This window comes from Stutzerimonas nosocomialis, from assembly GCF_005876855.1.
Lineage (GTDB): Bacteria > Pseudomonadota > Gammaproteobacteria > Pseudomonadales > Pseudomonadaceae > Stutzerimonas > Stutzerimonas nosocomialis.
The window spans coordinates 18,882-44,354 of the sequence record NZ_QLAE01000019.1 but is presented as its reverse complement, the minus strand read 5'-3'; the positions used below and the strand labels follow the sequence as shown (position 1 = coordinate 44,354).

General features: G+C 53.5%; 28 protein-coding genes and 1 pseudogene. 16 read left to right on the top strand and 13 right to left on the bottom strand.

What is annotated here, in order from left to right; all coding sequences use genetic code 11:
• The first annotated feature begins 20 nt into the window (after positions 1 to 20).
• Positions 21 to 704 carry an OmpW/AlkL family protein gene (locus DN824_RS13160; RefSeq protein ID WP_138408853.1) on the top strand — a complete coding sequence of 228 codons (684 nt, stop codon included), beginning with the start codon at positions 21 to 23 and terminating at the stop codon, positions 702 to 704.
• Positions 705 to 770: 66 nt separating this feature from the next.
• Here the strand turns inward: DN824_RS13160 and DN824_RS13155 are convergent, their stop codons facing one another.
• Positions 771 to 1,697, bottom strand: coding sequence for an NAD-dependent epimerase/dehydratase family protein (locus DN824_RS13155; RefSeq protein ID WP_138408852.1), 927 nt, complete (start codon positions 1,695 to 1,697; stop codon positions 771 to 773).
• Positions 1,690 to 2,574 carry a sugar nucleotide-binding protein gene (locus DN824_RS13150; RefSeq protein ID WP_138408851.1) on the bottom strand — a complete coding sequence of 295 codons (885 nt, stop codon included), beginning with the start codon at positions 2,572 to 2,574 and terminating at the stop codon, positions 1,690 to 1,692. The genes DN824_RS13155 and DN824_RS13150 overlap by 8 nt, the downstream gene beginning before the upstream one ends.
• 397 nt (positions 2,575 to 2,971) lie before the next feature.
• Here DN824_RS13150 and DN824_RS13145 point away from each other — a divergent pair, with 397 nt between their 5' ends.
• From DN824_RS13145 to DN824_RS13120, 6 genes are all read left to right on the top strand, one after another.
• Positions 2,972 to 4,096 (top strand): AAA family ATPase, encoded by a 1,125-nt coding sequence (locus DN824_RS13145; RefSeq protein WP_138408850.1) that lies wholly within the window; start codon positions 2,972 to 2,974, stop codon positions 4,094 to 4,096.
• A 337-nt stretch (positions 4,097 to 4,433) separates the two neighbouring features.
• On the top strand, positions 4,434 to 4,709 hold the full coding sequence (locus DN824_RS13140; protein WP_138408849.1) for a hypothetical protein: 276 nt from the start codon (positions 4,434 to 4,436) through the stop codon (positions 4,707 to 4,709).
• On the top strand, positions 4,702 to 5,052 hold the full coding sequence (locus DN824_RS13135; protein WP_138408848.1) for a helix-turn-helix domain-containing protein: 351 nt from the start codon (positions 4,702 to 4,704) through the stop codon (positions 5,050 to 5,052). The genes DN824_RS13140 and DN824_RS13135 overlap by 8 nt, the downstream gene beginning before the upstream one ends.
• Before the next feature lie 9 nt (positions 5,053 to 5,061).
• Positions 5,062 to 6,078 (top strand): ImmA/IrrE family metallo-endopeptidase, encoded by a 1,017-nt coding sequence (locus DN824_RS13130; protein ID WP_138408847.1) that lies wholly within the window; start codon positions 5,062 to 5,064, stop codon positions 6,076 to 6,078.
• Between the two features lie 14 nt (positions 6,079 to 6,092).
• Positions 6,093 to 6,692 (top strand): C1 family peptidase, encoded by a 600-nt coding sequence (locus tag DN824_RS22910; RefSeq protein WP_414718415.1) that lies wholly within the window; start codon positions 6,093 to 6,095, stop codon positions 6,690 to 6,692.
• On the top strand, positions 6,689 to 7,528 hold the full coding sequence (locus DN824_RS13120; RefSeq protein ID WP_138408845.1) for a thymidylate synthase family protein: 840 nt from the start codon (positions 6,689 to 6,691) through the stop codon (positions 7,526 to 7,528). Before DN824_RS22910 ends, DN824_RS13120 begins: the two co-directional genes overlap by 4 nt.
• Here DN824_RS13120 and DN824_RS13115 read toward each other — a convergent pair.
• Genes DN824_RS13115 through DN824_RS13105 form a run of 3 tightly spaced genes read right to left on the bottom strand, consistent with a single transcriptional unit; the run spans position 7,500 to position 9,704 of the window.
• A complete protein-coding gene (locus tag DN824_RS13115) occupies positions 7,500 to 8,174 on the bottom strand; it encodes a uracil-DNA glycosylase (protein WP_138408844.1) in 675 nt (224 codons plus the stop codon). The genes DN824_RS13120 and DN824_RS13115 overlap by 29 nt on opposite strands.
• Complete coding sequence (locus DN824_RS22710; RefSeq protein WP_241666701.1) at positions 8,174 to 9,400, bottom strand: nucleoside triphosphate pyrophosphohydrolase family protein; 1,227 nt, start codon at positions 9,398 to 9,400, stop codon at positions 8,174 to 8,176. Before DN824_RS22710 ends, DN824_RS13115 begins: the two co-directional genes overlap by 1 nt.
• Positions 9,336 to 9,704: a DUF4031 domain-containing protein gene (locus DN824_RS13105; protein ID WP_138408843.1), complete on the bottom strand. Its 369-nt coding sequence runs from the start codon at positions 9,702 to 9,704 to the stop codon at positions 9,336 to 9,338. The genes DN824_RS22710 and DN824_RS13105 overlap by 65 nt, the downstream gene beginning before the upstream one ends.
• A 33-nt stretch (positions 9,705 to 9,737) precedes the next feature.
• Here DN824_RS13105 and DN824_RS22905 point away from each other — a divergent pair, with 33 nt between their 5' ends.
• From DN824_RS22905 to DN824_RS22900, 8 genes and pseudogenes are all read left to right on the top strand, one after another.
• A complete protein-coding gene (locus DN824_RS22905) occupies positions 9,738 to 10,079 on the top strand; it encodes a helix-turn-helix domain-containing protein (protein WP_138408842.1) in 342 nt (113 codons plus the stop codon).
• A 100-nt stretch (positions 10,080 to 10,179) separates the two neighbouring features.
• Positions 10,180 to 10,602: pseudogene (locus DN824_RS13095) on the top strand (integrase core domain-containing protein); the annotation flags it as partial.
• Between the two features lie 289 nt (positions 10,603 to 10,891).
• Positions 10,892 to 12,115 (top strand): ABC-three component system protein, encoded by a 1,224-nt coding sequence (locus tag DN824_RS13090; RefSeq protein ID WP_138408841.1) that lies wholly within the window; start codon positions 10,892 to 10,894, stop codon positions 12,113 to 12,115.
• A complete protein-coding gene (locus DN824_RS13085) occupies positions 12,108 to 12,782 on the top strand; it encodes an ABC-three component system middle component 1 (RefSeq protein WP_138408840.1) in 675 nt (224 codons plus the stop codon). The genes DN824_RS13090 and DN824_RS13085 overlap by 8 nt, the downstream gene beginning before the upstream one ends.
• Positions 12,757 to 13,353, top strand: a complete 597-nt coding sequence (locus DN824_RS22705) for an AAA family ATPase (RefSeq protein WP_241666700.1) — start codon at positions 12,757 to 12,759, stop codon at positions 13,351 to 13,353. The genes DN824_RS13085 and DN824_RS22705 overlap by 26 nt, the downstream gene beginning before the upstream one ends.
• A 105-nt stretch (positions 13,354 to 13,458) precedes the next feature.
• On the top strand, positions 13,459 to 15,084 hold the full coding sequence (locus DN824_RS13080) for a hypothetical protein (RefSeq protein ID WP_241666699.1): 1,626 nt from the start codon (positions 13,459 to 13,461) through the stop codon (positions 15,082 to 15,084).
• Positions 15,085 to 15,168: 84 nt separating this feature from the next.
• On the top strand, positions 15,169 to 16,512 hold the full coding sequence (locus DN824_RS13075; protein ID WP_138408839.1) for a DUF6602 domain-containing protein: 1,344 nt from the start codon (positions 15,169 to 15,171) through the stop codon (positions 16,510 to 16,512).
• Between the two features lie 67 nt (positions 16,513 to 16,579).
• Entirely contained in the window at positions 16,580 to 16,795 is a 216-nt protein-coding gene (locus DN824_RS22900; RefSeq protein ID WP_138408838.1) for a DUF6953 family protein, read from the top strand.
• A gap of 4 nt (positions 16,796 to 16,799) precedes the next feature.
• Here DN824_RS22900 and DN824_RS13065 read toward each other — a convergent pair whose 3' ends face one another.
• Complete coding sequence (locus tag DN824_RS13065) at positions 16,800 to 17,273, bottom strand: hypothetical protein (protein ID WP_138408837.1); 474 nt, start codon at positions 17,271 to 17,273, stop codon at positions 16,800 to 16,802.
• 16 nt (positions 17,274 to 17,289) lie between these two features.
• Positions 17,290 to 17,715: a hypothetical protein gene (locus DN824_RS13060; protein WP_138408836.1), complete on the bottom strand. Its 426-nt coding sequence runs from the start codon at positions 17,713 to 17,715 to the stop codon at positions 17,290 to 17,292.
• A gap of 84 nt (positions 17,716 to 17,799) precedes the next feature.
• On the opposite strand from DN824_RS13060, the gene DN824_RS13055 reads away from it, so the two are divergent.
• The gene (locus tag DN824_RS13055; RefSeq protein WP_012270246.1) at positions 17,800 to 18,075 is read left to right on the top strand and encodes a helix-turn-helix domain-containing protein; all 276 of its coding nucleotides are present in this window, start codon (positions 17,800 to 17,802) and stop codon (positions 18,073 to 18,075) included.
• A gap of 8 nt (positions 18,076 to 18,083) precedes the next feature.
• Here DN824_RS13055 and DN824_RS13050 read toward each other — a convergent pair whose 3' ends face one another.
• The 6 genes from DN824_RS13050 to DN824_RS13025 form a co-directional block, all read right to left on the bottom strand.
• Complete coding sequence (locus DN824_RS13050) at positions 18,084 to 18,539, bottom strand: hypothetical protein (protein ID WP_138408835.1); 456 nt, start codon at positions 18,537 to 18,539, stop codon at positions 18,084 to 18,086.
• Positions 18,532 to 20,601, bottom strand: a complete 2,070-nt coding sequence (locus tag DN824_RS13045) for an integrase (protein ID WP_138408834.1) — start codon at positions 20,599 to 20,601, stop codon at positions 18,532 to 18,534. The genes DN824_RS13050 and DN824_RS13045 overlap by 8 nt, the downstream gene beginning before the upstream one ends.
• Positions 20,594 to 22,156 (bottom strand): site-specific integrase, encoded by a 1,563-nt coding sequence (locus DN824_RS13040; protein ID WP_138408833.1) that lies wholly within the window; start codon positions 22,154 to 22,156, stop codon positions 20,594 to 20,596. Before DN824_RS13040 ends, DN824_RS13045 begins: the two co-directional genes overlap by 8 nt.
• Complete coding sequence (locus tag DN824_RS13035; protein ID WP_138408832.1) at positions 22,149 to 23,435, bottom strand: tyrosine-type recombinase/integrase; 1,287 nt, start codon at positions 23,433 to 23,435, stop codon at positions 22,149 to 22,151. Before DN824_RS13035 ends, DN824_RS13040 begins: the two co-directional genes overlap by 8 nt.
• A 132-nt stretch (positions 23,436 to 23,567) precedes the next feature.
• The gene (locus tag DN824_RS13030) at positions 23,568 to 24,056 is read right to left on the bottom strand and encodes a single-stranded DNA-binding protein (RefSeq protein WP_138408831.1); all 489 of its coding nucleotides are present in this window, start codon (positions 24,054 to 24,056) and stop codon (positions 23,568 to 23,570) included.
• Positions 24,057 to 24,071: 15 nt separating this feature from the next.
• The gene (locus DN824_RS13025) at positions 24,072 to 25,454 is read right to left on the bottom strand and encodes an MFS transporter (RefSeq protein WP_138408903.1); all 1,383 of its coding nucleotides are present in this window, start codon (positions 25,452 to 25,454) and stop codon (positions 24,072 to 24,074) included.
• Positions 25,455 to 25,473: the final 19 nt, after the last annotated feature.

Below are 25,473 nucleotides of genomic sequence, written 5' to 3'. Positions count from 1 at the left end.
CCTGCTCGATGGAGTTCACTATGCGCAAGCCCCTGCTCACCCTTTCCGTGCTCGCCATGGCACTTACCGCCTCTCTGGCCCAGGCACACCAGGCCGGCGACATCATCGTTCGGGCGGGCGCCGTCACCGTCGACGCTCGCGAGGACAGCTCGGGCATCAAGCACGGCGCGCTCGGCGACCTCGGCGGGCAGGCCACGCTGGACAGCGATACCCAAATGGGCCTGAACTTCGCCTACATGCTGACCGACCGGGTCGGTATCGAACTGCTGGCCGCCACGCCGTTCAGCCACAGCGTGGGCGTCAAGGGCTCTCCGGCGGGCCTGGACGCGCTCAACGGCAAGCTCGGGGACATCAAGCACCTGCCGCCGACCCTGAGCCTGGTCTACTACCCACTCGACACCAAGTCGGCCTTCCAGCCTTATGTCGGCGCCGGCATCAACTACACCTGGTTCTTCGACGAGTCGGTCTCCAGCAGCGCGCAAGCCAAGGGCTTCGACGGGCTGAGCCTGAAGAACTCCTGGGGCCTCGCCGCCCAGGTCGGCATGGACTACATGCTCACCGACAACCTGATGATCAACGCACAGGTGCGCTACATCGATATCGACACCACCGGCTATACCCACCTCGACGGGGTCGGGCGCCTGAAGGTCGACGTCGATGTCGACCCGATGGTCTACATGGTCGGCCTGGGCTACAAGTTCTGAGCCCGCCCGCAAAAATGAAACAGGCGCCCTCGAGGCGCCTGTTTTCGTTTGGGGGAATTTTCCGGATCAGGACGACAGCAGACGCGTCAGCCCTTCTCTCATCTGCGTGGCAGGCGGCATCCGGTAGCGCTGCAGCAGCCGCGCGTTGTTGGCGCGGGAGTGGCGGATATCGCCCAGGCGGGCCGGCAAATGCTCCACCGAAGGAAGCCCCCCGGAAACCGCCCCGATATCGGCCAGCAGCTGATTGAGGCTGGTCGCGCGGTTGAGCCCGACATTGACCGCCCCCTCCTCCACCACTGGCACGTCCAGCGCCTGCTGAAGTATCGCCACCAGGTCGGCGACATAAAGAAAGTCCCGCGTCTGCTCGCCATCGCCGAAGACGCTGATCGGCAGGCCCTTCTGCGCACGCTCGGTGAAGATGCTGATCACCCCGGAATAGGGCGAAGACGGGTCCTGCCGGGGTCCGTAGATATTGAAGAAGCGGAAGATCGCCGGCTCCAGTCCATGCTGACGCCGGTAGAACTCCAGGTAATGCTCGCTGGCCAGCTTGTCTGCCGCATAGGGCGTCAAGGGCGCCTTGGGCGTGTCCTCGTCAACCGCGCCGCCGTCGCCGTTGTTGCCGTAGACCGCCGCGCTGGAGGCGAACAGCACGCGGCGCACGCCGGCCTTGCGCATGGCCTCGCAGACGTTGAGCGTCCCGATGAAATTGCTCTGGTGGGTACCGACCGGATCGTCCACCGAAGCCTGCACCGAAGCCACCGCGGCCAGGTGGACCACGGCCCGGCAGCCATCGACCGCCCGCTCGACCAGCGAAGCATCGGCCACGCTGCCCTCGATGAACTGCACGCGGGCGTCATCCGGCAGATTGCTGCGCTTGCCGGTGGACAGGTCGTCGAGCACGCGTATCCGATGCCCTTGCGCGAGGAGCGCGTCGACCAGGTTCGAGCCGATGAAACCGGCGCCGCCGGTAACCAGGATAGGTGCGTCAGTCATGGCGATAGTAGCGATCCAGCAGGCTCGGCAGGCCCGCGCGCCAGGCGCGGGGCTTGATACCGAAGGTATTGAAGATCTTCTTGCAGGCAAGCACGCCGTGCTGCGGCTCGGTTGCCGCGTCGGGCAGGTCGGCGTGCGCCATCGGCGTGAGCTCCTGCAATCTGGGCCGGCGGAACTGCCCCGCCTCGCTGTAGATCGCCTGCCCCACCACCAGCGGTGTCGCCGCTTCGTGGCCGCCGTAATGGTAGGTGCCCCAGAGCGGCGCCTCGCAGTCGAGCTGCTTGAGGACCGCCAGGATCACCCGCGCCGCGTCGTCGACCGGTGTCGGGTTGCCGCGCCGGTCATCCGCCAGGTGCAACGGCTCGTCGTGCTCCAGGCGCTCGAGGAATCGCCCCAGCAAGCCGTCGGCACTGTCGTCGAGCAGCCAGCCGAAGCGCAGCAGCACGTGCCGGGGGCACAGCGCCCGCACGCTTTGCTCGAGACGCCACAGGGCACGCCCACGGGCATCGAGCGGCGCCGGCTCGTCCTTCTCGCTGTAGGCGGTCGCTCGCGAACCGTCGAACACCCGGTAGCTCGAAGGCTGCAGCAGCACCAGCCCGTAGTGCTGGCACAGCTCGGCCAGGCGCTCGACGGCGCGCTCCTGGGCGGCCAGCGAGCGTTCGTCGGCCTGTCCGCGCTGGAACCAGTCGAAGTAATAGGCGAGGTTGACGACCACATCGGGCCGATTGATGTCCAGCAGCTGGGTCAGGCTGGGCGCATCCCAGCCCTGCTCTGGCGGGCGCGGCGCGAGGAATCCGATGTCTTCCTCCGCGCCGAGGCGGATCAGCGCCTGACCCAGGGCATTGCCGCCGCCCAACAGCATCAGGCGCATTCGCATTGGCTAGAACGGCTCCTTAGAACGGTTCTGTATACATGGAGAGCGTAAACAGGTCGCATACCCTTTGAAAATCAAGGCCTTGGACACACATAACGATCTCCGAACAGAAAAAATGTAAACAAAGCCCAAGCTACAGGCGGGTTGTTTACATTTTGCTTGTTTCAGCGGCAATCGTCACCCCGTAAAGCAGTGCCATCCCAATCGGCAGCCATCAAACTCGTGGAAGAGCCCCCAGACGCTCATCCCCACCACCGGCCGACTCATGCAAATCAATGGCTCCCAGCGGATCTAGCTGAGCAGGCCTCTAAGGGACGCTGCCCACGAACGTGGCACAAAGCTCAACTGTTGCTGCGCTCGCCCTCCCCATATCCTCTGATGAAACGCATGAGGAAACACCATGGAAAATCATCTTCGTAAATGCCTGAAACATGCACGCGAGTCGAACTTCATCAGCGTGCCTCAGGCCGCCTACTGGGCGGGAGTGAAAGACCGCACATGGAGATCGTATGAATCGGCCTTTGACTCGTCATCAAGGAATCCAACGCGCAGGTCTCTGTGGTGCTTCTTTCACCGTTCAGGCATAGCTATCCCGCCTGAACTGAAAGATTACATTTTTGAATCTGAGTCTGGGCAAACCCTATCCATAACAGCCTACAAAGGTGGCGTAGGAAAGTCCCCGATCACTGTGGATGTAGCCGCCTGCTTGGTACAGCGCGGTTTTAAGGTGGCTATTGTGACCAACGATATTGTTTATACGTGCAAAATTGAGAAAGGGGATAGCCCAGAACCTGGTTCATTGGTAAGCCAAATTAGCTTTTATGATGAGCTAGATATTCTCTTCTCCAAGTCTGAAATCAGAAAACTAGAGAAAGAATTAAACCGCAATAGAGCGCACAAACCAATATCAACCATAGACCTCAGGCCACTGATCCATAGCGAACTATCCGAAAGGCTTGAGCGAAAGAGAAATGCGAAGAAAACCTACGAGCAACTGAAAAAAAACTATGACTACGTTCTTTTCGATATAAACCGTAGCCTAGAAAAAGTACGAGACCTCGTTGATCTCGTGGTGTTAGTTCTAGACAGCAATTGCCAGCAGTCCATTTATAGCGCGGAAAACTTTATTGCTCACTTCAAGCGCCTACTCAAGAAGAAGAAAAACCCAATGCTATTCGGCCTTATTACAAGATGCGATGTTGGAGGCAGAAGCATAGAGCTAGAAGAATACGTTGGCGACTACGTTGAAATCAGCGAAGAAATTGCAATGGAGCTGGATCAATCCAAAGCCGACGAGAAGGAAAAGCGTGAAAGCATACTGTTTAATATCACCAAGCTGGGCATTCCACTACTAAAGTCCAATTTCACATCGGCGCATGAGACAGTAACTCACGATTACAATCGCAATCGTAGCCTATGGACCAGATTTAGCTACTTCCACTCTGTCTTGGATGTAGCACCTAACTCTTACGCGGCAGCCGAGGTTAACCAGTTCGTAGACGAGCTTTTTGAGCTAAGAATGTGAGAAAACGAATCCCGGTGACTCTGACCGGCCCCGTCTTCAGTACCGCGACGGAGATATTAGAGTGATTTTCCCCACCGGGAGGGGGAGCGAGGCAAATGCTCTGCAAAAAGAAATTCCATGATGTGTTAAACGGGCGATTCACGTACTGGCCGTGCGCCAGAAGGATTACGCACTCTGCCTTGTTCTCTCGCAGCCAACCGTCCGCTCCCCCTTTCATGCTCGAGCAGCCGATCTCATACGAGGCTTGCAGAGGAAAGCAGATGCTAGCTGGTTGCCATACCCCACGGCTTATGGTTGTATTTCGACACAGCCACCGTTCGATTTTCAGACACCTATAATGACGTCACTTCAAAACCAAATCGAAGATTTGCTGGGTGTGTTCTGGGATGAGCGAGAAATTGCCATAGCCAGCGACCCCACATCTATTGATGACCTGGGCGCACCTATGGACTCGTTGACCGCTTGTGAAGCGATGATCGATATCGACGTGCTCGTTGGCCAGAAAATTCCGGTGGAAGTCATCATCCGTAACGGCGGTTACGAGTCACGCGATCAATTCATTCAACAAGTCACTGAGGGGGTACTCACGTACCTGGCGAAGGAAGATGAGTGAAACTGAGAATGATGAAGAACGGCTCCAGATCGCAGAGAGATTGAGGTCTGCTCGGGAGTATTTGGGGCTTTCGCAAGCCGAAATTGCCCAGCTCGTAGGGCTTCCCCGTACAGCAATAACTGGAATCGAGTCCGGTGCTCGCAAAATTGAGGTAACAGAGCTCAAACGGCTTTCAAGCATCTATCGGCGGTCAGTCGAGTACCTGCTCACAGGCTGCGAGCCCAGCTACTCCGGCCCCGAGCAATTTGCTTTCCTAGCCAGGGCAGTCAAAGGACTGACTCAGAAGGACGTAGATGAAGTCGCTCGATTTGCTGATTTCTTGAGGGCTAAAAAAGCCAATTAGGAGATAGGGATGCTCTCTGCAAGTCAAATCAGAGCTGTTACCACGCGTGCCGCAGAGGTTGTTAGAGAGTCAGGTTCGAAGCGCCGCATCGAGGAAGACGGCTACACGCGTATTGATCCATTCCGGATTGCCCAATCCGCCGGGGTGGTCGTCATGCTCCGGCCGCTGGAAAAGCTCTGGGGGGCCTTCATCAGCGAGAGCCATCCAGGAATTCTCGTAAATTCCGAGCGTCCGGCCGGTGTTATCCAAATGACCTGTGCTCATGAGCTCGGACACTTCTACCTGGATCACGGCACGACGACAGACGAGCGGCTCGACTACAGCAATACCGCCGCAAAGAAAGAATTGGAAGCCGATTGGTTCGCCTACAGCCTCGTGGCGCCCCGCTGGGCTGTCGCAAAGATTATGAAGCGAAAAGGCTGGGGAGTGGCAGATCTCGCGCACCCGTTCAACCTTTATCAGCTTTCCCTGAGGCTCGGTATCAGCTATTCAGCTACCGCCTGGTCACTTCAGAGGCTTCGATTACTTGATCGCTCAGTCGTTGACGAGGTGCTGCGCGTCCAACCGGCGGCAATCAAGAAGGCTCTACTGTCCAAGCCGTTGGAGAATTCCCAACGAGATGTGTGGTTGCTGGATGAAGCCGATCGAGACCTCATTCTCGAACCGCGCATCGATGATCAAATGCTGGTGCGGTTAAAAAACCACTCCGGTGCCGGTTACGTCTGGGATACCAGCGAGGCATCCTCAGAAGGCTTCATGATTAAGCCGGTGTTGCTGCCGCAGCAAGGCGCCACAGATGAAGGTGCGCTGATCGCTGGTGGCGAGCACTACCAGGAGTATCTGATTTGCCCTGCTCCCGCTCTACAAACCGGCCCCTCGAAGCTCCAGCTTAGTGAGCGCAAACAGTGGGATCGCTCGGCGCAGCCGCTCGACAGTTTCGACACACAGGCACAATTCGAAAGTTTAGCGAACGGTCTTTCTTCCGCTGCCAAGGAAGCCTTGCTTCGAGGAAGTGGCCGACTGTGATTCAACCGCGCGTAATGATATCGATGAGCGCTAGGGACCAAGGAAGCAGAGGTTCGTGCGTAGCTTTCTCGCTCGCTGGGATCAAAGGCAACCTTTCGAACTACCTGCTCAGTCCCGAATACGCATACCTAGCCACCGTACACCAAAGCCCCACCTGGAAGCCCAACGAAGGCCTAGACGTAAGAATCGCCATTGCGGCGACAGCGGCAGGGCTGCCGGAAGACCATGACGTCCCGTACCAACAGGATGAGCCAAGCCATCCGCTACCAGAGTTGCCCACAGGCCTCTCACTTTATGGCCCTCATATGACACTGGCCGCAGCAGACCTGGGCAAAATCAAGCAATGGCTGAATCTCGGCAGGCCTGTAGGCGTTCTGGTTTCATTGACCAGGTCTTTCATGTCCCCCGTGGATGGTGTTGTGTCATTCGAAATGAATGTTTTCCCAGGTCGGCATGCAGTAGTGATCGTGGGCTACGGTGACGACCAAGCGGGCACCGAGCATTACCTGATCTGCAATAGCTGGGGATTGTCTTGGGGGGTTAACGGTCACGCATGGGTACCGCATTCTTACCTGACGAACCATGCATCATGTATTTACGGAGCTGATAGATGACGGAAGTGTTCCAGAGGTCTCGTGTAGTACAAGCGTGGTTGGCCGGTATCCGTTACCTGGAAAGCCAGAAAAACCACGATGCCACCAATGTCATCCTGGAAGTCACCTCGCCTCAGGCGGCAACGAGCGAAGACCGCCAGGTAGTCATCTCAGTAAGTCAGGCCCTGCGGCAGCGCAATGCAGAGCGCACGGTGATGACTGCAGCGGGGACGATCTTCCCGCAGACCATTTACAAGCGCTACGGACGCCCGGGGTGGTACGCGCATTATAAAACGATTATGGCGCGCGGTATGGCTCCTCGCAGCTGGGGCACCTATGCGCTACGCATGATTGAGCGAAAGGATGAAAGTGGCGTAACGTTCAACCCACTTGAAAAAATTATTGAAAAACTGGCCGCTATCCGCACAAAAAATTTAAATCGTTACGTGGCAGCTTATGAGCTGGGTGTTTGCGATCCAGCTGTGGACCTTGCAGAAGATCTCAATGGCGTCGGGTTTGAGCTGCCTACCTACGACCCGAGCTCTGACCGGCATAAGTATTACGGTTCAGCCTGCCTGAGCCATGTGACCTTCAAGCTGATGCACGGGAAAATCGACCTAACGGCCATCTACAGATCCCACCACTACGCTCAAAGGGCCTTGGGCAATTTGATCGGGTTGGCCCAGCTGCAGCAGTACGTCGCAACGGAGTCGGGCTACGAAGCTGGGACGCTGACCTGCATATCGACATACGCCAAGCTGGATGACGGCTTCGGCGGCATCCGCGCAGCGAGCAGGCTGCTTGAAACGTTTCCAATCGATGAAACGCTTATAAAAGCACCCCTTGCGGCGACCTAGCCCCCAAGAGGCCTTCCGGAATTCCATAGATCTGTCTCATGCCATCCCGGAAGTCTCGCACCCCACCGTAGCTCGGATGTCGGACAGTCAGAACCTCCACCCCAAAGGCTGTCGCATAACTGGCGGCATCTTGACCGATTGCGATGATCCTCCGAACCTTCAGCCATTTGATCAATGCATTGTTCAGTTCGCTCACCAGAGCGAGCTCCTTCGCTTTGAAGCGTCGGTTGGTCAAAGGGTTATCCGCCTCGTGCGGATGAAATGGGAAGACATTCCAAAGCAGAGGTGGCTTTTCAATCACCTTCAAGACCCTCCAGATCTCCGCGGCTGTTCGCTCGGAAATAACAGGGCCTTTTGTGGCCTGCCGGGACGTACAACCTGGGTACACCTTAGCCATCTCCGCCAAATGGAACTCGTCCGTCAGTGCCAAGCCAGTCCTGCGCCCACCCCGATAGCCGAGATCTCGTCCCATCCAAATGGTATCGACCCCGATGTCTGCCGCGGCGCTGAGATATGTCCGCAGGTTTGCCCGCCGGTACGAAGCCGCATCTGTCCGGTCATGCAGGGGGCATGTATCCGCATACGGGTTGAAAACATCGTCCAGACTCAAGCTGGCTAAGGCTTTCACGAAAGAGGTGGGAGTCATCACACAAGATTCTTTTCGATGAGAGGTTGGAAGGTCAGCTGGTGGTTGACCATATCGACCACTACGGTCCCGGATCGCTTGGTACGAAGCTCTCGAAATACCTCGAACCCTTTCAGGATGGCCAGCTCCCACTGCCATAACGGGCACTGGTAAACCTCATATCCCTCAACCATGGAATGGATCTGCTTGAGCAGGCCATATTCAAGGGCCCCTTCTTCGATGCCCTTGTAAAATCTTCTGCGCTTCGCGTGGTTGAAGATCCAAGTTGCGATCCCTTCCTCGATGATCATGGCCCGAGCCCCATCCTCATTCTCATCGATGACGGGATTCGACTTACGCTTGAGCTTCAGCAAACCACGCAAAACTGGCGACCATCCAAGATACGCCATATAGGCAAGATGAAAGACGTCGTGGAAACGGTAATCGTCGGGCTGATTGCTATTATCCGTCAAACGATCGCCGATGAAGACACCGTTCAGCTGCTGCACGACATAAGGCCCATTGCGCCCCGGCAGCTCGATGAAGTCCATCTTCAGCTCCCTAGGCAGCCGCTCGTAGCGAGGGAAGTCGGGCTCCGGATCGAAGTACGGGGTGAACTGCCGATCTTCGCCTGGCCACCGGCTTTTGATCTTTTCCAGGTTGTATCGGGCCACATCTTCAAGGTGAAGATCGAAACTCGCACAGCTGAGGGCCAAATCCGCCAGCAGACCGCCAAGGTGATCCCTAAGCGTGGGAGTCGGACCGGACCTCAATTGCCCATCAGGCATATTGCAGAAGATGCCGGCCGCATGAGCTAGCGCGCCAAGCTGGATGGCCCTTGCAGAGGAGCCGTCCTCCTGGCGGCGCGTATTGATCAGTGCATCAATGTGCCTGAAATTCACCGTCGCAATAGGAGGGCACTCGCCCTCCTTGAAACGTTGCCTCAGCACCGTCAGGCAACTTTCCCCCAGCTCATCTGGCGTGAACCGCAGGATCGAGGCAGCCCTTACCAAGTACCACAAAGCATCTCCAAGCTCCTCAGCTGCGACTTCGCTTTGAGTTTCCTCAAGCCGGTCACGCTCTGCCTTCTTCACCGAAGACAGCAATCCTCCCACTTCACCGAAGAAGCCAAAACGTAAAACCTGCAGCGCTTTGGGATCTTCTTTGAAGCGAGAGCTGTTGCTAGCCTTGAGCGCGTACTCCGGCAGCGATAAGGGTCGCTCCTGCTGTCTGGCAATAGGTGCCATGCATTCCTCCTGAATCGAGCGGCGATTGCTGCTGCACCCTTTGCGCCAGCAACTGTGCTCGCATCTGCTTGCAGCACCCGATGATCTTCCTGCGATCTGCGTGAATGGCTCCTAGCCGCATAGCTTGAGCTTTGACTGACAGCGTCACATCGTAGTGGGGGTAAAAGCTCTTGCTCTGGAACCACTTACGCTGAAGACCCAATCGAGCCGCAAAGCTGTGAAGCTCGTCAAGAGAATCAGCAACCAGATGGCACCACACGCGCCCTTTCCAGCGGATCTCTTCAGAATCTACGTAGACGGCCATGACTGGCTTCCCTGTGCATAATGTGCAAATATTATGCACATTATGACCGAAAAATTCCATACATTATCTGCCACCCAGATCGCAAAACAGATTCGGGAAGCGCGCACAGCCCGTAGCTTGACCCTTGTACAGCTGGGATCTGCGTGCGGCGTACATCACTCTCAACTGTCCAGGATTGAGCAGGGAAAGATTGTGCGCATTAGCAAGAATGTTGAGAGAATTTGCACATATCTGCAAATAGCGATCTATCCGTGCAGCATGGGGCCACCTCAACATCTGCTGTCCCGAGTCGAACGATTAATCGCGTCGTCGCAAACCAGCGCACACGCGATTGAAAGTTTGGTCTTGGCACTGGAGGAACTCACCTTCAGATAATGCGGTTGGGCCAGGAAAGCCTATCCGCAGAACCACCGCTTCTAAGCAAACGCTAGCGCTACAATGCGCGGCCTAGGCGTTGTCCCCATTGCGGATGATCAAGCATCCCAATCAGGTCTGGTGTGGCGACATCACTTACGTCTGGGCGCAAGGCCGCTGGCACTACCTGGCGGTGGTGCTGGATTTGCAGTGCGATAAGCCGCAGCAGGTGCTGTTCCACTCTGATCAGGGTAGTCAGTACGCCAGCCGTCTATTCCGGCAATGACTGTGGCGATACCTAATGCAGCAGACCATAAGCCGTCGGGGGAATTGCTGGGACTATTCGCCAATGGAGCGCCTGTTCAGCATCCTGAAGTCGGAGTGGATCCCGTCGACTGGCTACCTGACAACGCTGGAGGCCCAGCGCGACATCAGCCATTACCTGATGCGCCGCTACAACGGGAGCAGGCCACACCAGCACAACGACGGGCTACCGCCTGCGGTGGCCGAAGAAAAACTCAACCCACTGTCCGGGATGAATTAACCACTACATTCCACGGCCTTGGGGCAGTTAATGCACGCAGAAGCCTTTCGTTACGCCCTATCCGGCCTCGGGGCACATTGGCCTCGTTGGGATTAGTCGTCGGCAGTACTCCACCATGTCGTGCCAAATACTGCAGGGAATGCATGCTTACCTCAGCTGCGAATGTGCCTGTGCGCTCACCTCCTTGCAGCGCCACATGCCAAGCCCCCCCTCCAACCAAAGCTGCAGTTGGCATCCAATCGCATAATGATATCATCGCAACATTAGCGAAAACTGAAGGGACTCCGCATTGAGCGAATTAACTGAGCCAGATAGCGCAATCTCCTCATGGAGTGGGTTTGTATATCAAGGAAAGGTCGCCCTTTATCACTGTTTAAAATTAATCCTTGAGGGCGAAAGAGAATTCGAGCTGCAGCTAGACAGCACCGATGACTTTGCAATATATAAAGATGGAAAGCTTCTTAGCGCCCATCAAGTCAAAGCAAAGGTTGGCTCAACCAGAGGCAGCTACGCTAAAGCGCTAAAAAAATCCGCAGAGATTGATAATCACAGAAAGGCCGGGACCAAACGGTATTTCCACGTATCAGTAAAAATAGATGACACATCGGACTACAGCCCGGGGAACGGCGAGACCGTAAGTTTTTATAAGTATAACGACCAAAAATACTGCGAGCTCGGTCAAATAGAAGGGATCACCAAAGATCTTATAAAAAACATATTTAATGACACCAAGGGCTTTCCACCAAGCGAACGCCTCACCGACCAAAATTATTGCTTAATTTCGGAAAGCATCAGTAGCAAGGCCATAGAAATCCATAAAATTAATCAAATCGATGGAATTTCTGAGAATAAGGCAGCTTTTGAGAATCGTATACACGCCTCCAAACTTCTAGCCGCCATACTATCCGAAGGGCTGCAAAATGATGTCGAATACTTTGCAACAGAGCTAAGAAAGAACCTCTTCAACCATCTCGAAAAAACACTTGACGACCTGCTACCGGAAATAAATGACAAGCAGTATCTAAGAGCTCAAGATCTATTCAAACACCTGCACAAATTATACCCAGAAGATCTCCTACGTCTCTGCCAAGTCATGAAGCCTTCCGAAAGTTTTTCAAAGATACAACACGAAGACATCGGAAGATACTCTGAGTTAATTCAGGACTTCTGTATCGACCCTATTCTCCAGCGCCTGCCCCATTACATAGACTCTGACTCAAATTTCTACCTACCTACCGCACTAACATTGTTAAGCGATCGCGAATGCCGCGCATGCATAGACAGGATCAGGGAGGAGATGAAGAATAACAGAAGACTCCAACCACTCCTTTTTGAATACCGCAACTTGATTGCATTCTCATCTCTCAACTCATTCCGAGTCGAAACAAAGATTACAGAGAATGATGGTTCAGACCCAAAATACGAAGCGGACAGTCAAGACAACAAAATCACTCGCGAACTGAGCATAAACGTCATAACAAAACTGGATGCAGAAGGAAAGTTAAATGCTTAGAGGAATAATCAGCAACGCATTAAATGAGCAAGGATTTTCTTTGGCTCATGAGTCGGAGCAATCCTCTTACTTTCTTCGCCTGCATGGGGAAGCAGCCCGCTTCGCGATTGTGCATGAAATGACGGTGCTGCGGCCTCCAGAATCACTAAATGAAGCGGCCTCTTTTAGCGCCCCTAGGGAGTTCGTCGAGCACCCCGCCTTCAAGAAAAATTGCGACTTAATTTGTTTGCTAAGATTAGAAAAACTCGCGGACTTCAAAGAGCTAGAAGATAAAATCTTCGCAATTGAAGAAGACGCGTACCACTACAAGAAGTACGTACTTTACTACACAAAAGAGGAGGAGGATTGCTTAGCTGGATTCGAGTTTGCAGACCTTCTACGCACCATATCAGACAAGAACCAATTTGACTCTTACAAAGACTCTCCTCTCTCCTCGTCTACCTACAGCATTGCCGCAAAAATATTCATAAAGATCCCATTCCTCATACTGAACCATGAAAAGCGCGAACTGGTTCCATTAAAGCTTCAGGCAGAGGCTGCGGTAGCAGAGTCAGAGCTAACAGAGCTTTATAAAAAAATCCAAAATATCCCCGAAAGCGATGACATTGCCACAGACGATCTAATCAAGGAATTGATTAAAAATGAACTGGAAAATATCCCGAATTGAGATTGCCAGCTTTAAGGCATTCAAAAATATATCTCTGAATTTAGAGTCCGCTTCACTCTTAACTTTAGACGGCCCAAACGGCTTTGGGAAGACCAGTATTTTTGATGCTATCGAACTGCTCCTGACAGGAAAAATAGCGAGAATTGAGCGCCTTTTCGATAAAGTAATGATTGGAACGAAGAAGAAGTATGAGGACAACTTATTCTGGAATGTGCGATCTCAAGGCAACGATCTCCACATAAAAATTGAGTTCAAGTCAGACGATGAAAAAATAGTTCTCGCTAGACATGCGCCAAGCGAAAGCCTCTGGCCAAAAGACAAAAATAAGGCGAACGATTTCTCACTATTCAAGCTCTATAAGTTAGACAGCTTTGAATCAACCGACTTTACTGATGAGAACCTGAAAAGCGATGATTTAATAGCCGAGCTTTTTGGACAAAATTTCCAAGAAAATTACTCCTTTCTGAACTACCTAGAGCAAGGCCAGAATGAGTATCTTTTTTCGACCAGCCTAAATAACCGAAAGAAGGCGCTTGAAAGCCTAATCCAATCAGGCGCTATAGTTGCATAAATTAGCAAGTGCAAGCGCCTGGAAAAGAAATTAACTCAGAGGCTCAGCAAAGAGCGCCAGGAAGAAGAGTCTCGACTTGATAGAGAAGGCCAAGCACTCCGCGCAATGCTAGAGAACGGACTGGAAGGTGCCGCATACGAGAAGCTTAGCACTGCCGACATTCAACCGAGCTGGGACAAGGAAGTATTATTTTCTGGATACTCAAAAGAAATTCACGACAATTATGTCACAGAGATACGCAACATAATCGATTTACTGCCTTTAAAGCAAGCTATCAAGATTAGAATATCCAATGAAAAAATCGAGAACTACATCTCCAAAAACAACAATCTATTACGAGCTCTAATCCAAGTTGGCAAGACCACAGGAGAGCTCACCGCGCTATCCGTAACAAAATCCAATGTCGACTCTTTGTCATTGTCTCTGTCGACTCTGGAAAAGGGTGCAGCGAGCATTGTGTTTGATGAAATTCGTACAACTCCTGGCTGGCAACCTGACGAGTTTCCCGACCTTGAAGAGCAGATTAAAAGTCGTGACCTACTAAACTCTTCCTCAGCAGCGAACGCCGCAGCTATTGCCGAAATTAGCAGGCTAAAAAGCGAACTCCTTGAAAAGCATTTCAAAATTTATCCTAATGACAATACCTGTCCACTGTGTTCGCAGGATTGGAAGACGCACGAAGAGTTACTCTCTGCAATAGAGAAAAGAGCCCAAAAGCTATCTGAGAGCCTAAGCGAGGACGGTAAAAAACTTGTACAGGTAATCGAATCGATAGCAAAGGCTATATCAGTTTTGACTGCGCGTGTAACTAGCGATCTAAAGTTCGAAAGATCAAACTATGATCCAGATCTTCACCAGGTGCTTCGCCGGCATAAAGAGATAATTCAACGAATACAAGATCTCGGCGACCAGCTTACCAAAAGAGGGATCCTCTACCCAGACACGTACACGATAGATCCTGAGGAAGAGGAGAAGCGGTTAGCGGATTTGATTGCTTTGTTTCGCGCTCAAAAGCAAGAAGAAATTGCAGACATTCCAGATCAGTGGAGCTCTGTAATATCCACCGCTTTCAAGGACGAGGCAGATTTCTATGTATTAGAGCGCGACGCGCTAGAGACAAAACTAAAGTACATCTCACTTAAAGCAAACGAAGCAAAGAGTGCAACACTGATAGGCATCACTCAAAGACTGGATACTATCCGAAAGGAAAATAAAGCGACAACCAGAATCAAGGAGCGAGTTGCATCCTTGCGCGGAACCTTGGAGCGAGTAGAAAAAGCTTACTCCGACCACACAATATCTGAAATAGAACTGGTATTCCACGTATACAGCGGAAGGCTAATTCAGAACTATCAGCGCGGACTTGGGCTATTCATTGAAAGCAAAGACGGCAATCAACTCAGGTTTGCGACTGCTGAATATTCAGATCACGATGCAATGTTATCCATGAGCTCTGGCCAGATATCGGCATTGAGTCTCGCCTTCTTCCTCTCATTGAATAGAGTCTACTCAGGCGTCCCCATAATTATGATCGACGATCCGTCTCAATCCCTGGACGAGGTAAACATTGCATCTTTGACGGATCTTCTGCGCTGCGAACTTAAAGATAGGCAATTAATTGTCTCATCTCACGAGGATGAAATCTCCTCGTATATGAGGTATCGATTCACAAGAGCCGGCCTATTGCCTCTAACATTCAACATGCAAGCCCTGAGCAGAGAAGCCAGTTAGTTGGAGTAGGCGACAGTCTAGCCAACACATATCACGGCCAAAATCCTACTCTAACAGGCAATATCTATCTTTAAGGAAACAGATATGAATTTGGATGACCTTTGCTTCGTTAGTACTGATGCATGGGAAGATCTCAAACTCTACCGTTTCGCGGGGCAAGATGAAAGTGGCTCTTTACTAATCAAGGACGTCCGATCGTCTTTCAAACGAAAACTGACGAGTACGGAAAAGATTGAACTTCACCCCTTTTCCATACGCGCCCATCTAGAATGCCCTCCAGATCTTGAGCTTTATCGATTCGTACTGGACGTCACAAGCTCTCTGATAAGCCACACTCAAAAAATCTCTTTGACCCAGATTCTCGAGAAGGTTAGCAACGATAAGAGAATTAATGCCTCTAATGAGCAAATAGCATTCATGCTCAAGGCTTTAATCTCCGAAGGCCATCTTAAAGCCACCACAGGTAAAAACCTCGCTAAACAAGCGGTTTACTTAGAGCATGGTAAACATCAGAAGGAAATTGAGAAGAGAAGAATTTTCGCTGCATCAATGGCTGGTGAACTCGAAGCTCTTAGTCAGCGAGTTCGCTTAATTATCTCACATGGTGCCACTGTCGGAGGGTATCGCGAAAAATTGCTGACCAGTATGCTTCGCAAGCATCTACCTGAGAGATATCACGTTGCTTCAGGCTTCATTTACGACTGCGCTAGGCAATTTGATGTACTAATTTATGACCGAATTGATTACGCGCCACTGTTCAGAGAGGGAGACTTAGTCGTCGTTCCAGCAAACTCCGTGCGAGCCGTAATCGAAGTAAAGACTCAACTGGATGCAAGGCAACTAAAGAATAGTTTGGATATTCTGCATCATGCCGGCCGTCTTGACGATGGCTACCCACCGATGTTCAAGGGTGTTTTTGCATTCGAAAGCAAACTTACTGAAAAAACCATTTGCAAGCACATTTATGACTTCTACATGAATGGCTACTACTACCAGGCTCGGCCTCACGGCATCGTAAGCCACCCGTTCAGCCATTTCACGTGCGTGTGTGTATATGGAAAGCACTACGTGCACACCCGTTACAGTAAAACAAAATATGATGAACTCATACCAACTGTATACAGCAAACAGAGCAATACGGGACTACCTAGCCAAGTTGCTTGGTTTATGCAAGAGCTATTAGCGCATTTGCGCTACAATGCGGCAAAAGACAGCTTTTCCCCATCTATGAATGAGATTTTAGGTACAGACACTCTTGAGAAGAGATACCAAGACATTGCCGAATTGGAGTGGGGACCTTATTTTGATGTCGCTAATGGCTATGTGGCAGATGCCGATGCAGATGCTTACGTCCATGAAGTGGAGCAACGTATCATCGCTGTTCAAAACTGGCTTGCTGGTGTAACAGATTCCTGGAGGGTGAAGTGATAAACTCCAATACACTTAATTACTTAACACTCTAATGTCAGCCACCCTCAGCTCAACCGCACAGTAGATGGTCGCCCAGCTTGAGCGAGAAAAGCTCATTTATCTGGATGAGGTAGTAGATCTTTTATCTAACGCGAAGCGCGATTATCTGGTTTCTGAGAGTAGCGATAGCAATCTCGTCATCGGTAAAGCTGTCCTAGCTGCATTCCGCAAGTTGACTGAGACTATTGTTGTCTGGGTTAAACCGGATAGGTACTGGCGCTTTCGTGTTCCAGAAGACTAATTCCTCAACCCTTCTCGCTATAACCCGTGGTTTTTCCCAAGGATGCCGCGTAATGGCGAGTCTGGTACTGCAGCACAGATTTCATCTGCGGTGTAATGTCCTCCTCTAGCCCCCACTCGAGGGCCTTCTTATCCAGCATGTGCCGGGCAGCGAGTTCGATAGCGTTGGTGGTTGGTTGTGTGGGCTTCAGCTCAGCCCATTCCATCAGAATCGTCCGTAGCAGGGTTGCCTTCGAACGCAGGATGCAGGGGTAACAAATCAACCGATCTATAACGTAGAGCAGCCTTCGCCGTTGCTCGTCGGCCATGTCTGATCGCACAAGGAGCCTTCTAAGCAGAGCAGCTAGATTCAGCTCTCCATACCAGATCTGTTTTGCAAATTCGGCTAGGGCATCTTCAGGAACCTCTCGTGGGCTCCGCGAACAGATCGCGCTCATTAGCTGAAGGACAGACACTTCATCCTGTTGGTCTAGATTCATTGCCACCTCCGCACAATCAGCTCCGCGAGTAAATCACTCGAAGCGGAGTATGCTGCGCATCCTGCACGTATCCGTCCCAGTAGCTGCCACCACCTTCCAGCCTATAGACATAAGCCAGGTGCTCGCATGCAGGGCCGATTGCCTCGGATAACTCCACAAGCCCCTCCATCAGCCAGCTAGCGCTTCGATTGAGATGCTTTGGGCTTACAAGCAGGACATTCTCCACGCGCAGCCTCTCGGTCTGCCGGGTCAACATGTCTTCGAACAACGACATGTCTGCAACCATCAGCATGCTGCTGAGGGTTACCTCGCCACTCTTCTCCGTCCAGCAGACATAGAGCCATGGGCACTGGATTGCCTGCTCGACGTAGCGCCACACGCGAAGACCATCGCCGAACGCAACGGCTCCTTTCACCTCTGCCTGCAGATGTGTTCTGAACATGCCGCAGCTCCGGATATGAACACTATAGATTGTAGCTCTAAAGAGCTCACGCAGGCCTCATCGTTCCTTTTGCGAGGCTGGCAAATGGAACTGAAACAAGCATTCGGGCAGGCTCTTAAGCAGCTCAGAATGAGCCAAGGGCTCACTCAGGAGGATTTTTCCGACGTAAGCAGTAGAACCTATCTCAGCACGCTTGAGCGAGGCCTGAAGAGCCCGACCCTCGATAAGCTTGACGAGATTGCATATGTCATGGAGGTGCACCCCGTGTCGATCCTTGTCCACAGTTACTTACTGCGCGATAGATCAATGACCATCGAGCAACTGTTCAAACGAGTCCAGGAAGAGCTTGGAAACCTCTGACTTACCCCTTACCGCCTGCGAATCTCTGTGCGGGTAAGCTTAGTCAGCTCTCTATCCACGCGAGGAAGGGGCGTGCTCAGAGATTCTTTCGTCATCCCTTTCAAATATGCGTTATAGGCCCAAGTCACGAATTGCTCGAGCAGACATTCGTTCTCCACTTTCAGGCGAGCGTTCTCGGCCTCCAAGCGCTTAAGACGTTCTGTAAGCGCTCCAACCTCTGCAGTAGATAATTTTTGGTGGAGCCACGAACCAGGCACCTTGCTAAGACGCGCCTTAGTAGCCTGGTATGTCGATTTAATACGGGCGCGCTTGTCGAGTGCCTGACGCGTGTAACGAACACCCAGTCGCTTCTCAATTGCCTCAATGAGCAGATCCCAAGAAAGCTTACCTGACCACCCATCCAGCACACAGACAATGTGTTCGATGGCATGATCATCGAGATTTCTTGCTCGCCTTTTAGCCATGCTTGCTCCGCTTCATTCGGCTAGCGTTAGTCGGCGCCAAGCGCTTTAGCGTCGAATAACCATCCAATGCGGCGCGATCCTCGAGCGCTTGCTCCACTCCCGTCGAAGAAATGATCGGAACATCAGCCAGCTGAATTACAGAGCCGGTTGGAACTGCTGGGTTATCAAGAATCTCTGTAAGCTGTATCAGACGTAGTACAGTCTTCTTATGGTGCTCCATCCAGCGATCCGCTCCGTAGTAGCCCTTCACCGTCGCAGCTTCAGCACGCACCAGCAATTCCTGCGCATCCTGTAGCCGACGTTTGACCATCATGGCTTTGCCTTCATCGCCCTTCACGCATACATGCTCGTTGCAGTTGATGCAGTCGGCATGCCGGTCGCATGGCATCATCGTGTAATCATGGACGCAGAAGCCAAAGTCAGTCGTATGGGCTGTCGGAATCTTAAGCCGTGCAAACTCATCTCGTGAAATCGGGATATTCTTCGGCAGCTTTGCCAGCGGGCCGAACATATGGGATTCGTCGCCAATGGACTCGCGAATCTTTGCCACCATCTGATCTGCGCTCACATGGTCATAAGCCTCGTTTTGACGAACATCCAAGCGCCCCGACCACTTCGCAATATCCAACTGGCTCATCCCCCCCGCCTGCGCCAGGGTGTTCAGGTAGTGACGGAACTGATGGGTAGATACTCGGATTTGGCTGCCATCTGGCTCAGTGAATCCAAGGCGCTCAAACATCGACTCAAAGCCATGCTCACTTCTGGTGCCGAGTGCAGTATTCACCTGATTGATGCTGACCGACTCAATGACACAGCCAAATGTACCTCTTGCAGAGTGGAGTTCATTACGCCGCACTACGATGAGCGCCTCCGAATATTTGAGTCCCATCTCCGTGTTTAGCAGCGGAAACCCGGATGGAAGTTGCGCTATTGCGGCCTTTTCAACATCAGCAAATCGCGCGCATACACCACTGTCATTCCTAATCAACAACACATTATTTGCAGTGCACCATAGCCTCGCAAATGAAGCGGACCCTTTCTCCAGCAAAATCACCTGCTGAACTTCATCCATTGTCAGCAGCTCTTGCCTCCTGAGGTGTTCCAAATCGTGGGGCAGATACAGCCTTGCAGGATTAAACTCATACCATTGAGCAATACGACGAGCGTCTTCCGTCAAACGCCTAATTTTGGCGATGGCCTCAGCGACAACGGGAGCCATCGAGGGAATAATCCATTTAACCATTGGATCAGCCCCCTTAGCCGGTTGCCATCGCAGACCGTAGGCATATTTACCGCCTGAAGTTTTGTCATGAACCTCACAGCTCTCGGCAAGCAGTAACACCTCATTGATACGATCAGGAGCAGAGCAGAGAATCGCGGCAATCGACGAAAACAGCACGTCTTTAGGTTGGGTCGCAATTTGAAACGTCTTAGGAAGCGCTTCCAATGCGGCTTGAGATGGCATTTTTTCGGTACGGCGCTTGTCAAACTCCTGCCCCACACGAACCGTATCGAGCGGTCGATTGATCGGACTACGCCACGATAGCGGAATAGCTGTGAGACGGTGCTCAGACATAAACCTGGCAATCAACTCGAGCTGAGTCCCTACTCGATAGGCCGTAGATCCTGAGAGGCGCTCAGCGATAATTCGCGCAGCTCGATTAAACGTGTCGCCATCCATCATCACCGGGATCAAGTGACCGCTCACCCTGAAAGCGGCATCAAGGGCGCGCAGCGCAGTGACTCGAAAAGCAGGATTCTTCGTTGGCCGCATACCCTGCATGTAGCGGACGTAAGCTTTGGCAAAAGACACAAACGGCTCGGCCATCTGAGTTGGCTGTATGTCGTCCACTGTTTCTTGAGTAGAGAAGCAGATGCGGATCCGCTTCTTACCATGCGCCTTCAGCTGCATGGTGTCGGTGACATCCCACGTCATATCGTTAAAACGAAGACCAGTACCGAAAATGGTCAGTTGAGACCGGCTCATCGCGATAAAATCGCCTAAGTTCTCTGCTGCATCCCACTCTGCCCTAGGCGTGAACACTACGAGGCTGTCAGGCATCCTTCGTCTCCCCACGCTTCTCACGAGTTAGCTCAACCACCTCGGCAACAGCCAGAATCGTTCGATCATTCACTGCTGCGATACGGGCATCTGCCACTGCGGTCAGACGTTCACGCTCGACCAGCAGATAGTCCAGCACCGCTTCGTGAGGACCATCGACCCAGGCCTGGAAGTTTTTACAGGTGTAACAGGCGATAGGCGCCATAAAACCACAAGGTCCGCCGCGTCCGCAGTTCCCCATCGGCTTCATCGTTTCGTCAAAGCGAGGATCGACAATACGACTCGTTGGATCACCGCCGCGGATCGCCGCCGACTCCTCACTGATGATGACTCCGGCAAATGCATGAGCAAGCGGCGCCATTCGAAGCGCTACGGCACGATCGATCCTTTCAATAATTTCGGGTGTGGCCTTCACATAGATTCCGACATTTTGAGTGTCGCTGTGATCGAGCAATTCAGCGATGATTAGCTCGCCGTGCCCCTCTCTTGCCGCGGACGTAGCCATCGTATGTCGCAGCCTTTTAGAGGTCACCTTGATGGGTTCGCCGGTCCTCTCTGAATACACCTGCAAAGCTTCAAATACCGAACTGATTCTGCCGCCAATCTCATCAGGCGATGTGTGATGGTGAAATCCTGGACGATTCCTTTTCCTCGTATACCTTTGAGGAAACAAAGGCGCTTGCGACGACGCAATGGGGAATTTTCCGTCAAGCTCGAATCGTTCGCGAACACTGCTCGCGTAGCCTATAAGCATTTTTCCGATGCTGGGGGTTATCAGTCGCTCCTTGAATTGCTCCCGTCGCGCCTGGGCACTTGCTTGCTTAACCCTAGGCACTCGCAGTACGTACTCGTGGCTCCCATCCGTTTTCGCAATCTCTTTGACGTCGCAGACCTTCAACATTGCGAACTGGATGTTTCTCTGCCCCAAGAGCAAACAAAGCCAAGCCAAAAGATAGTCATCCAATGCGACCTTGTTGGCGGCAAAGGCATCGTTCAGTGCCGCTTGTGTGGCCGAGCGTTCAATGTCCGTAAGCGGCCCTTTGAGCGGATCCATCGTCAGGACTGCTGCGCCCTTGCGGTTCCCTTTGAGGCGAATACTTTTGAGAAAGCGCACAGCAGCATTCGTCACGCATGGCACTCCCAAGCTATTCCACTTTCTGAGAAAGGCACTCAAGGCGCCTAGTTTCCATTCAGTATCCGTTGAGAGGGAAGCTCGAAAACTCGCGAGCTGCGGCGCGTCAATGTTTCCAACAACCTGGCCCTGCGCAATCGATACGGATTCGAGAAACCGCCTCAGATGGTCAAAAAGTGAAACAACTGTTGTCCCTTCAGCGTTTTCGGCATACCAGATCAAGGGGAACTTCGCTGCCGCAATTAACTCGTCCGTGGCACATCTATTCAATCTTTCGAAGTTCACACTGATTGAGTGAAGGCCGTCATGGTATGTCCATCGTTTGGTGCTCGGATCGAACACCGCTCCGCTGAGGGCCCTCACAGTAGGCGGCAGAGTCAAACCACCCAACGAATGACGGGTAATCGATCTTTTTTCAGTCATCACTCGTCACACCGTCTACTTGCTTGGCTTGCATCGCTAAGGACACCTGCTGAGCTTTCAGTCGAACGTGCCGACGGGTGTAATTGACAGAGGTCTTCGAGGTCGGAGCCCAGCCCATCAAGAACGATCGCATGCGCTCTTCTTCGGCTTCAGAGACTTTCGCATTGTTCATGATGTCCGAGAAGCGATCATTCCACGTGTGGCGAAGAACATGCGGAGTCACAGCATCGAATTCGCCATCAAAGGTATTCCGCAGTTCGGCGAAAATAGCATTCACAGCACTGAGCGAGAGAGGCGCCCCTGTGCCCATGGCGATGAATAGGTAAGGGTGCCGCCTTGCACCCTCAGTGGCTCGACGCGTGTTCGTTATGTATTCGTGCGTCAGCTTGCAAAGGCTCGGGGATAACGGAATCTTTCGGTCACGCGTCTTGACCAGCGGTTGATCCTTCCGGGGGTCTTGCGGATCGTCTGCTCGCCTGACAACCGTCAGATCCTCCGACTGAAAGTTAATGTCGGAAATCTTTACGTTCAACACTTCACCCCGACGTAGGCCAAGCTCGTAGAACCAGCGAACTAGGAGAGCATTTCGAATGCGTGTGCTCTTCCCCTTCCAAGGGTTGTCCGGTGATGTTGGCGACGTAACACTGAGAAGTCTCTCCACCACCTCTGGCTGAAGCCCTTCCCGCTGCCCAATAGTATTTCTCCCTTTATGGCGCGGCAGTCGCGCGCCCAGCGCATCCTTGCAAGACGTCCACTCATTCCAAAGCCTCGCGCCCTCAGTTGCACCCGGGTGATAGCGAGCCATATGGTATCGCACGAGCCAATCAAGATAGTCCCGGATGACCCGAATACGGTTAGCTGCGGTATGACCTGCCACCTCTGGTGGTGCAAGTTTTCGTTGAAAAAGGCGCACGTTTTCAGCGGCGCGTCTAAGAGCGGATGGATGGGAAGGGGAAATCGAATCGCACTTCAGTTGATCGGCGACAGGGCGCTTGCAGTACCGAACAAGCTCGTCAAGCTCGCTTAAACGAAAAACACCGCCGTTTTGAATGCGCTGCTCAATATCAATCCGATTCGAGTCGAGGAATAGATGGAGCACCATGATTGACCTCAAGATCTGGTCAATCGTATTGCTCGCTCTGTTGGTCGCCCGAATCTCGCTGAGGACGTAAACGGACGGCTCGAATAAGGGAGCACCTGAGGCCAGTGCTACCAGCACAGGCAAGCGCTCCCCAGAGCCCAAGACAATTATCTTCACCGCATACGGGTTCAGAGTCATTTGTTTACACCTTCGAGAGGTAAACGCTTAACAAATGTAGCTCTTACTCCGCAAAATTCTGTAAACAATAAAAAAGCGAAGCCAAATCAATGGCTTCGCTTCTAATGTTTACGGTTCTGAAAAAGCTACACTTCAGAACGGAATGTCGTCGTCGAAGCTGTCGTAGTCCGGGGCGGGCTGCTGCGCGGCAGGCTTGGGCTGCTGACGCGGCGCCTGCTGAGGCTCGCGCTGCGGGCGCGGCTGGGACTGGCGCGGCGCGGAGTCACCGCTGTCGTTGTTGCGGCCGCCGAGCAGCTGCATGGTGCCCTGCATGTCGACGATGATCTCGGTGGTGTAACGCTTCACACCATCCTTTTCCCATTCGCGGGTCTGCAGCTTGCCTTCGATGTAGACCTGCGAGCCCTTGCGCAGGTACTCGCCGGCGATCTCGGCCACTTTGCCGAACAGCGCCACACGGTGCCACTCGGTCTTCTCGACCTTCTGTCCGGTCTGCTTGTCGGTCCACTGCTCGCTGGTGGCCAGGCTCAGGTTGGTCACGGCATTGCCGCTGGGCAGGTAGCGGGTCTCCGGATCCTGTCCGCAGGTTCCCACCAGAATGACTTTGTTAACCCCACGGGCCATAACGATCTCCTACATTCAGCACGTCGCTGGCGCCTGGATCAGGCGCTCGAGCGAGGTACGGTCCAATTGTTGAGTGTCCATCTTGATATACAGGGCGGCTTCGTCTGCCACCACGACGGCATCCGCCACACCGGGGACTGCCTTCAAGCGCTCGGCCAGCCCGGATTCGGCAAGGGCGGTTGTGCTCAGCGGCACGCGCAGGCTGGTGACATAAGGCGGTTCGCGCATAGTAACAGCAAAGGCCAGCCAGAGAAGAGCCAGCACCGCGCATCCGAGAAACACGCCCGACAGCCCGTAGTGCTGGTGCAGCCAGCCGCCCATGATGCCGCCGAGCGCCGCGCCGAGGAACTGACTGGTGGAATAGACGCCCATGGCCGTGCCCTTGCCGCCGGCCGGAGCCACCTTGCTGATCAGCGATGGCAGGGAGGCCTCCAGCAGGTTGAACGCCGTGAAGAACACCACCATGCCGATCACCAGCGCGAGCAGGGTGCCGCCGAAGCGCCAGAAGAACAGCTCGCAGACCAGCAGCACGACCACCGCACCGATCAGCACATGGCGCATGCGACGCTTCTTCTCACCATAGATGATGAAGGGGATCATCCCGAAGAAGCCGACCAGCAGCGCCGTCAGATAGACCCACCAGTGCTGTTCCTTGGGCAGCCCGCCCTGATCGACCAGGGCCAGCGGCAGCGCGACGAAGCTGGCCATCAGGATGGCGTGCAGCGCGAAGATGGCGAAATCGAGCCGCAACAGGTCGGGGTGACGAAGGGTCGCACCCATGGCCTGGCGGGCCACACCGGATTCCCGGTGCTGCATGTGCCGCTCAGCGCGCGGCATCAGGGCGATGATGGCGATGCCCAGCAAGGCCATCAGCGCGGTCACCCAGAACAGACCCGACAGGCCGTAGGCACGGGTCAGGAGCGGTCCGACCACCATCGCCACGGCGAAGGACAGCCCGATGCTCATGCCGATCATGGCCATGGCCTTGGTGCGATGCTGCTCGCGGGTAAGGTCGGACAGCAACGCCATCACCGCCGCGGAAATCGCCCCCGCCCCCTGCAGGATGCGCCCGGCGATCACGCCCCAGATCGAGTCGGCGCTAGCCGCGAGCGCCGCCCCCGCCGCGAAGATCAGCAGCCCGACATAGATCACCGGCAACCGGCCGATGCGATCGGAAAGCACGCCGAACGGAATTTGCAGCACCGCTTGGGTCAAACCATATGCACCAATGGCCAGGCCGATGAGGGTGGGCGTCGCTCCGGCGAGGTCCATGCCGTAGGTCGCCAGTACCGGGAGAACCATGAACATGCCGAGCATGCGAAAAGCGAATACGAGCGCCAGCCCACCCGCCGCACGGGTTTCCCTGGCGCTCATGCGCTCGCTGTACGGATCCTGCATGTGAACGCTCGTGTGATTG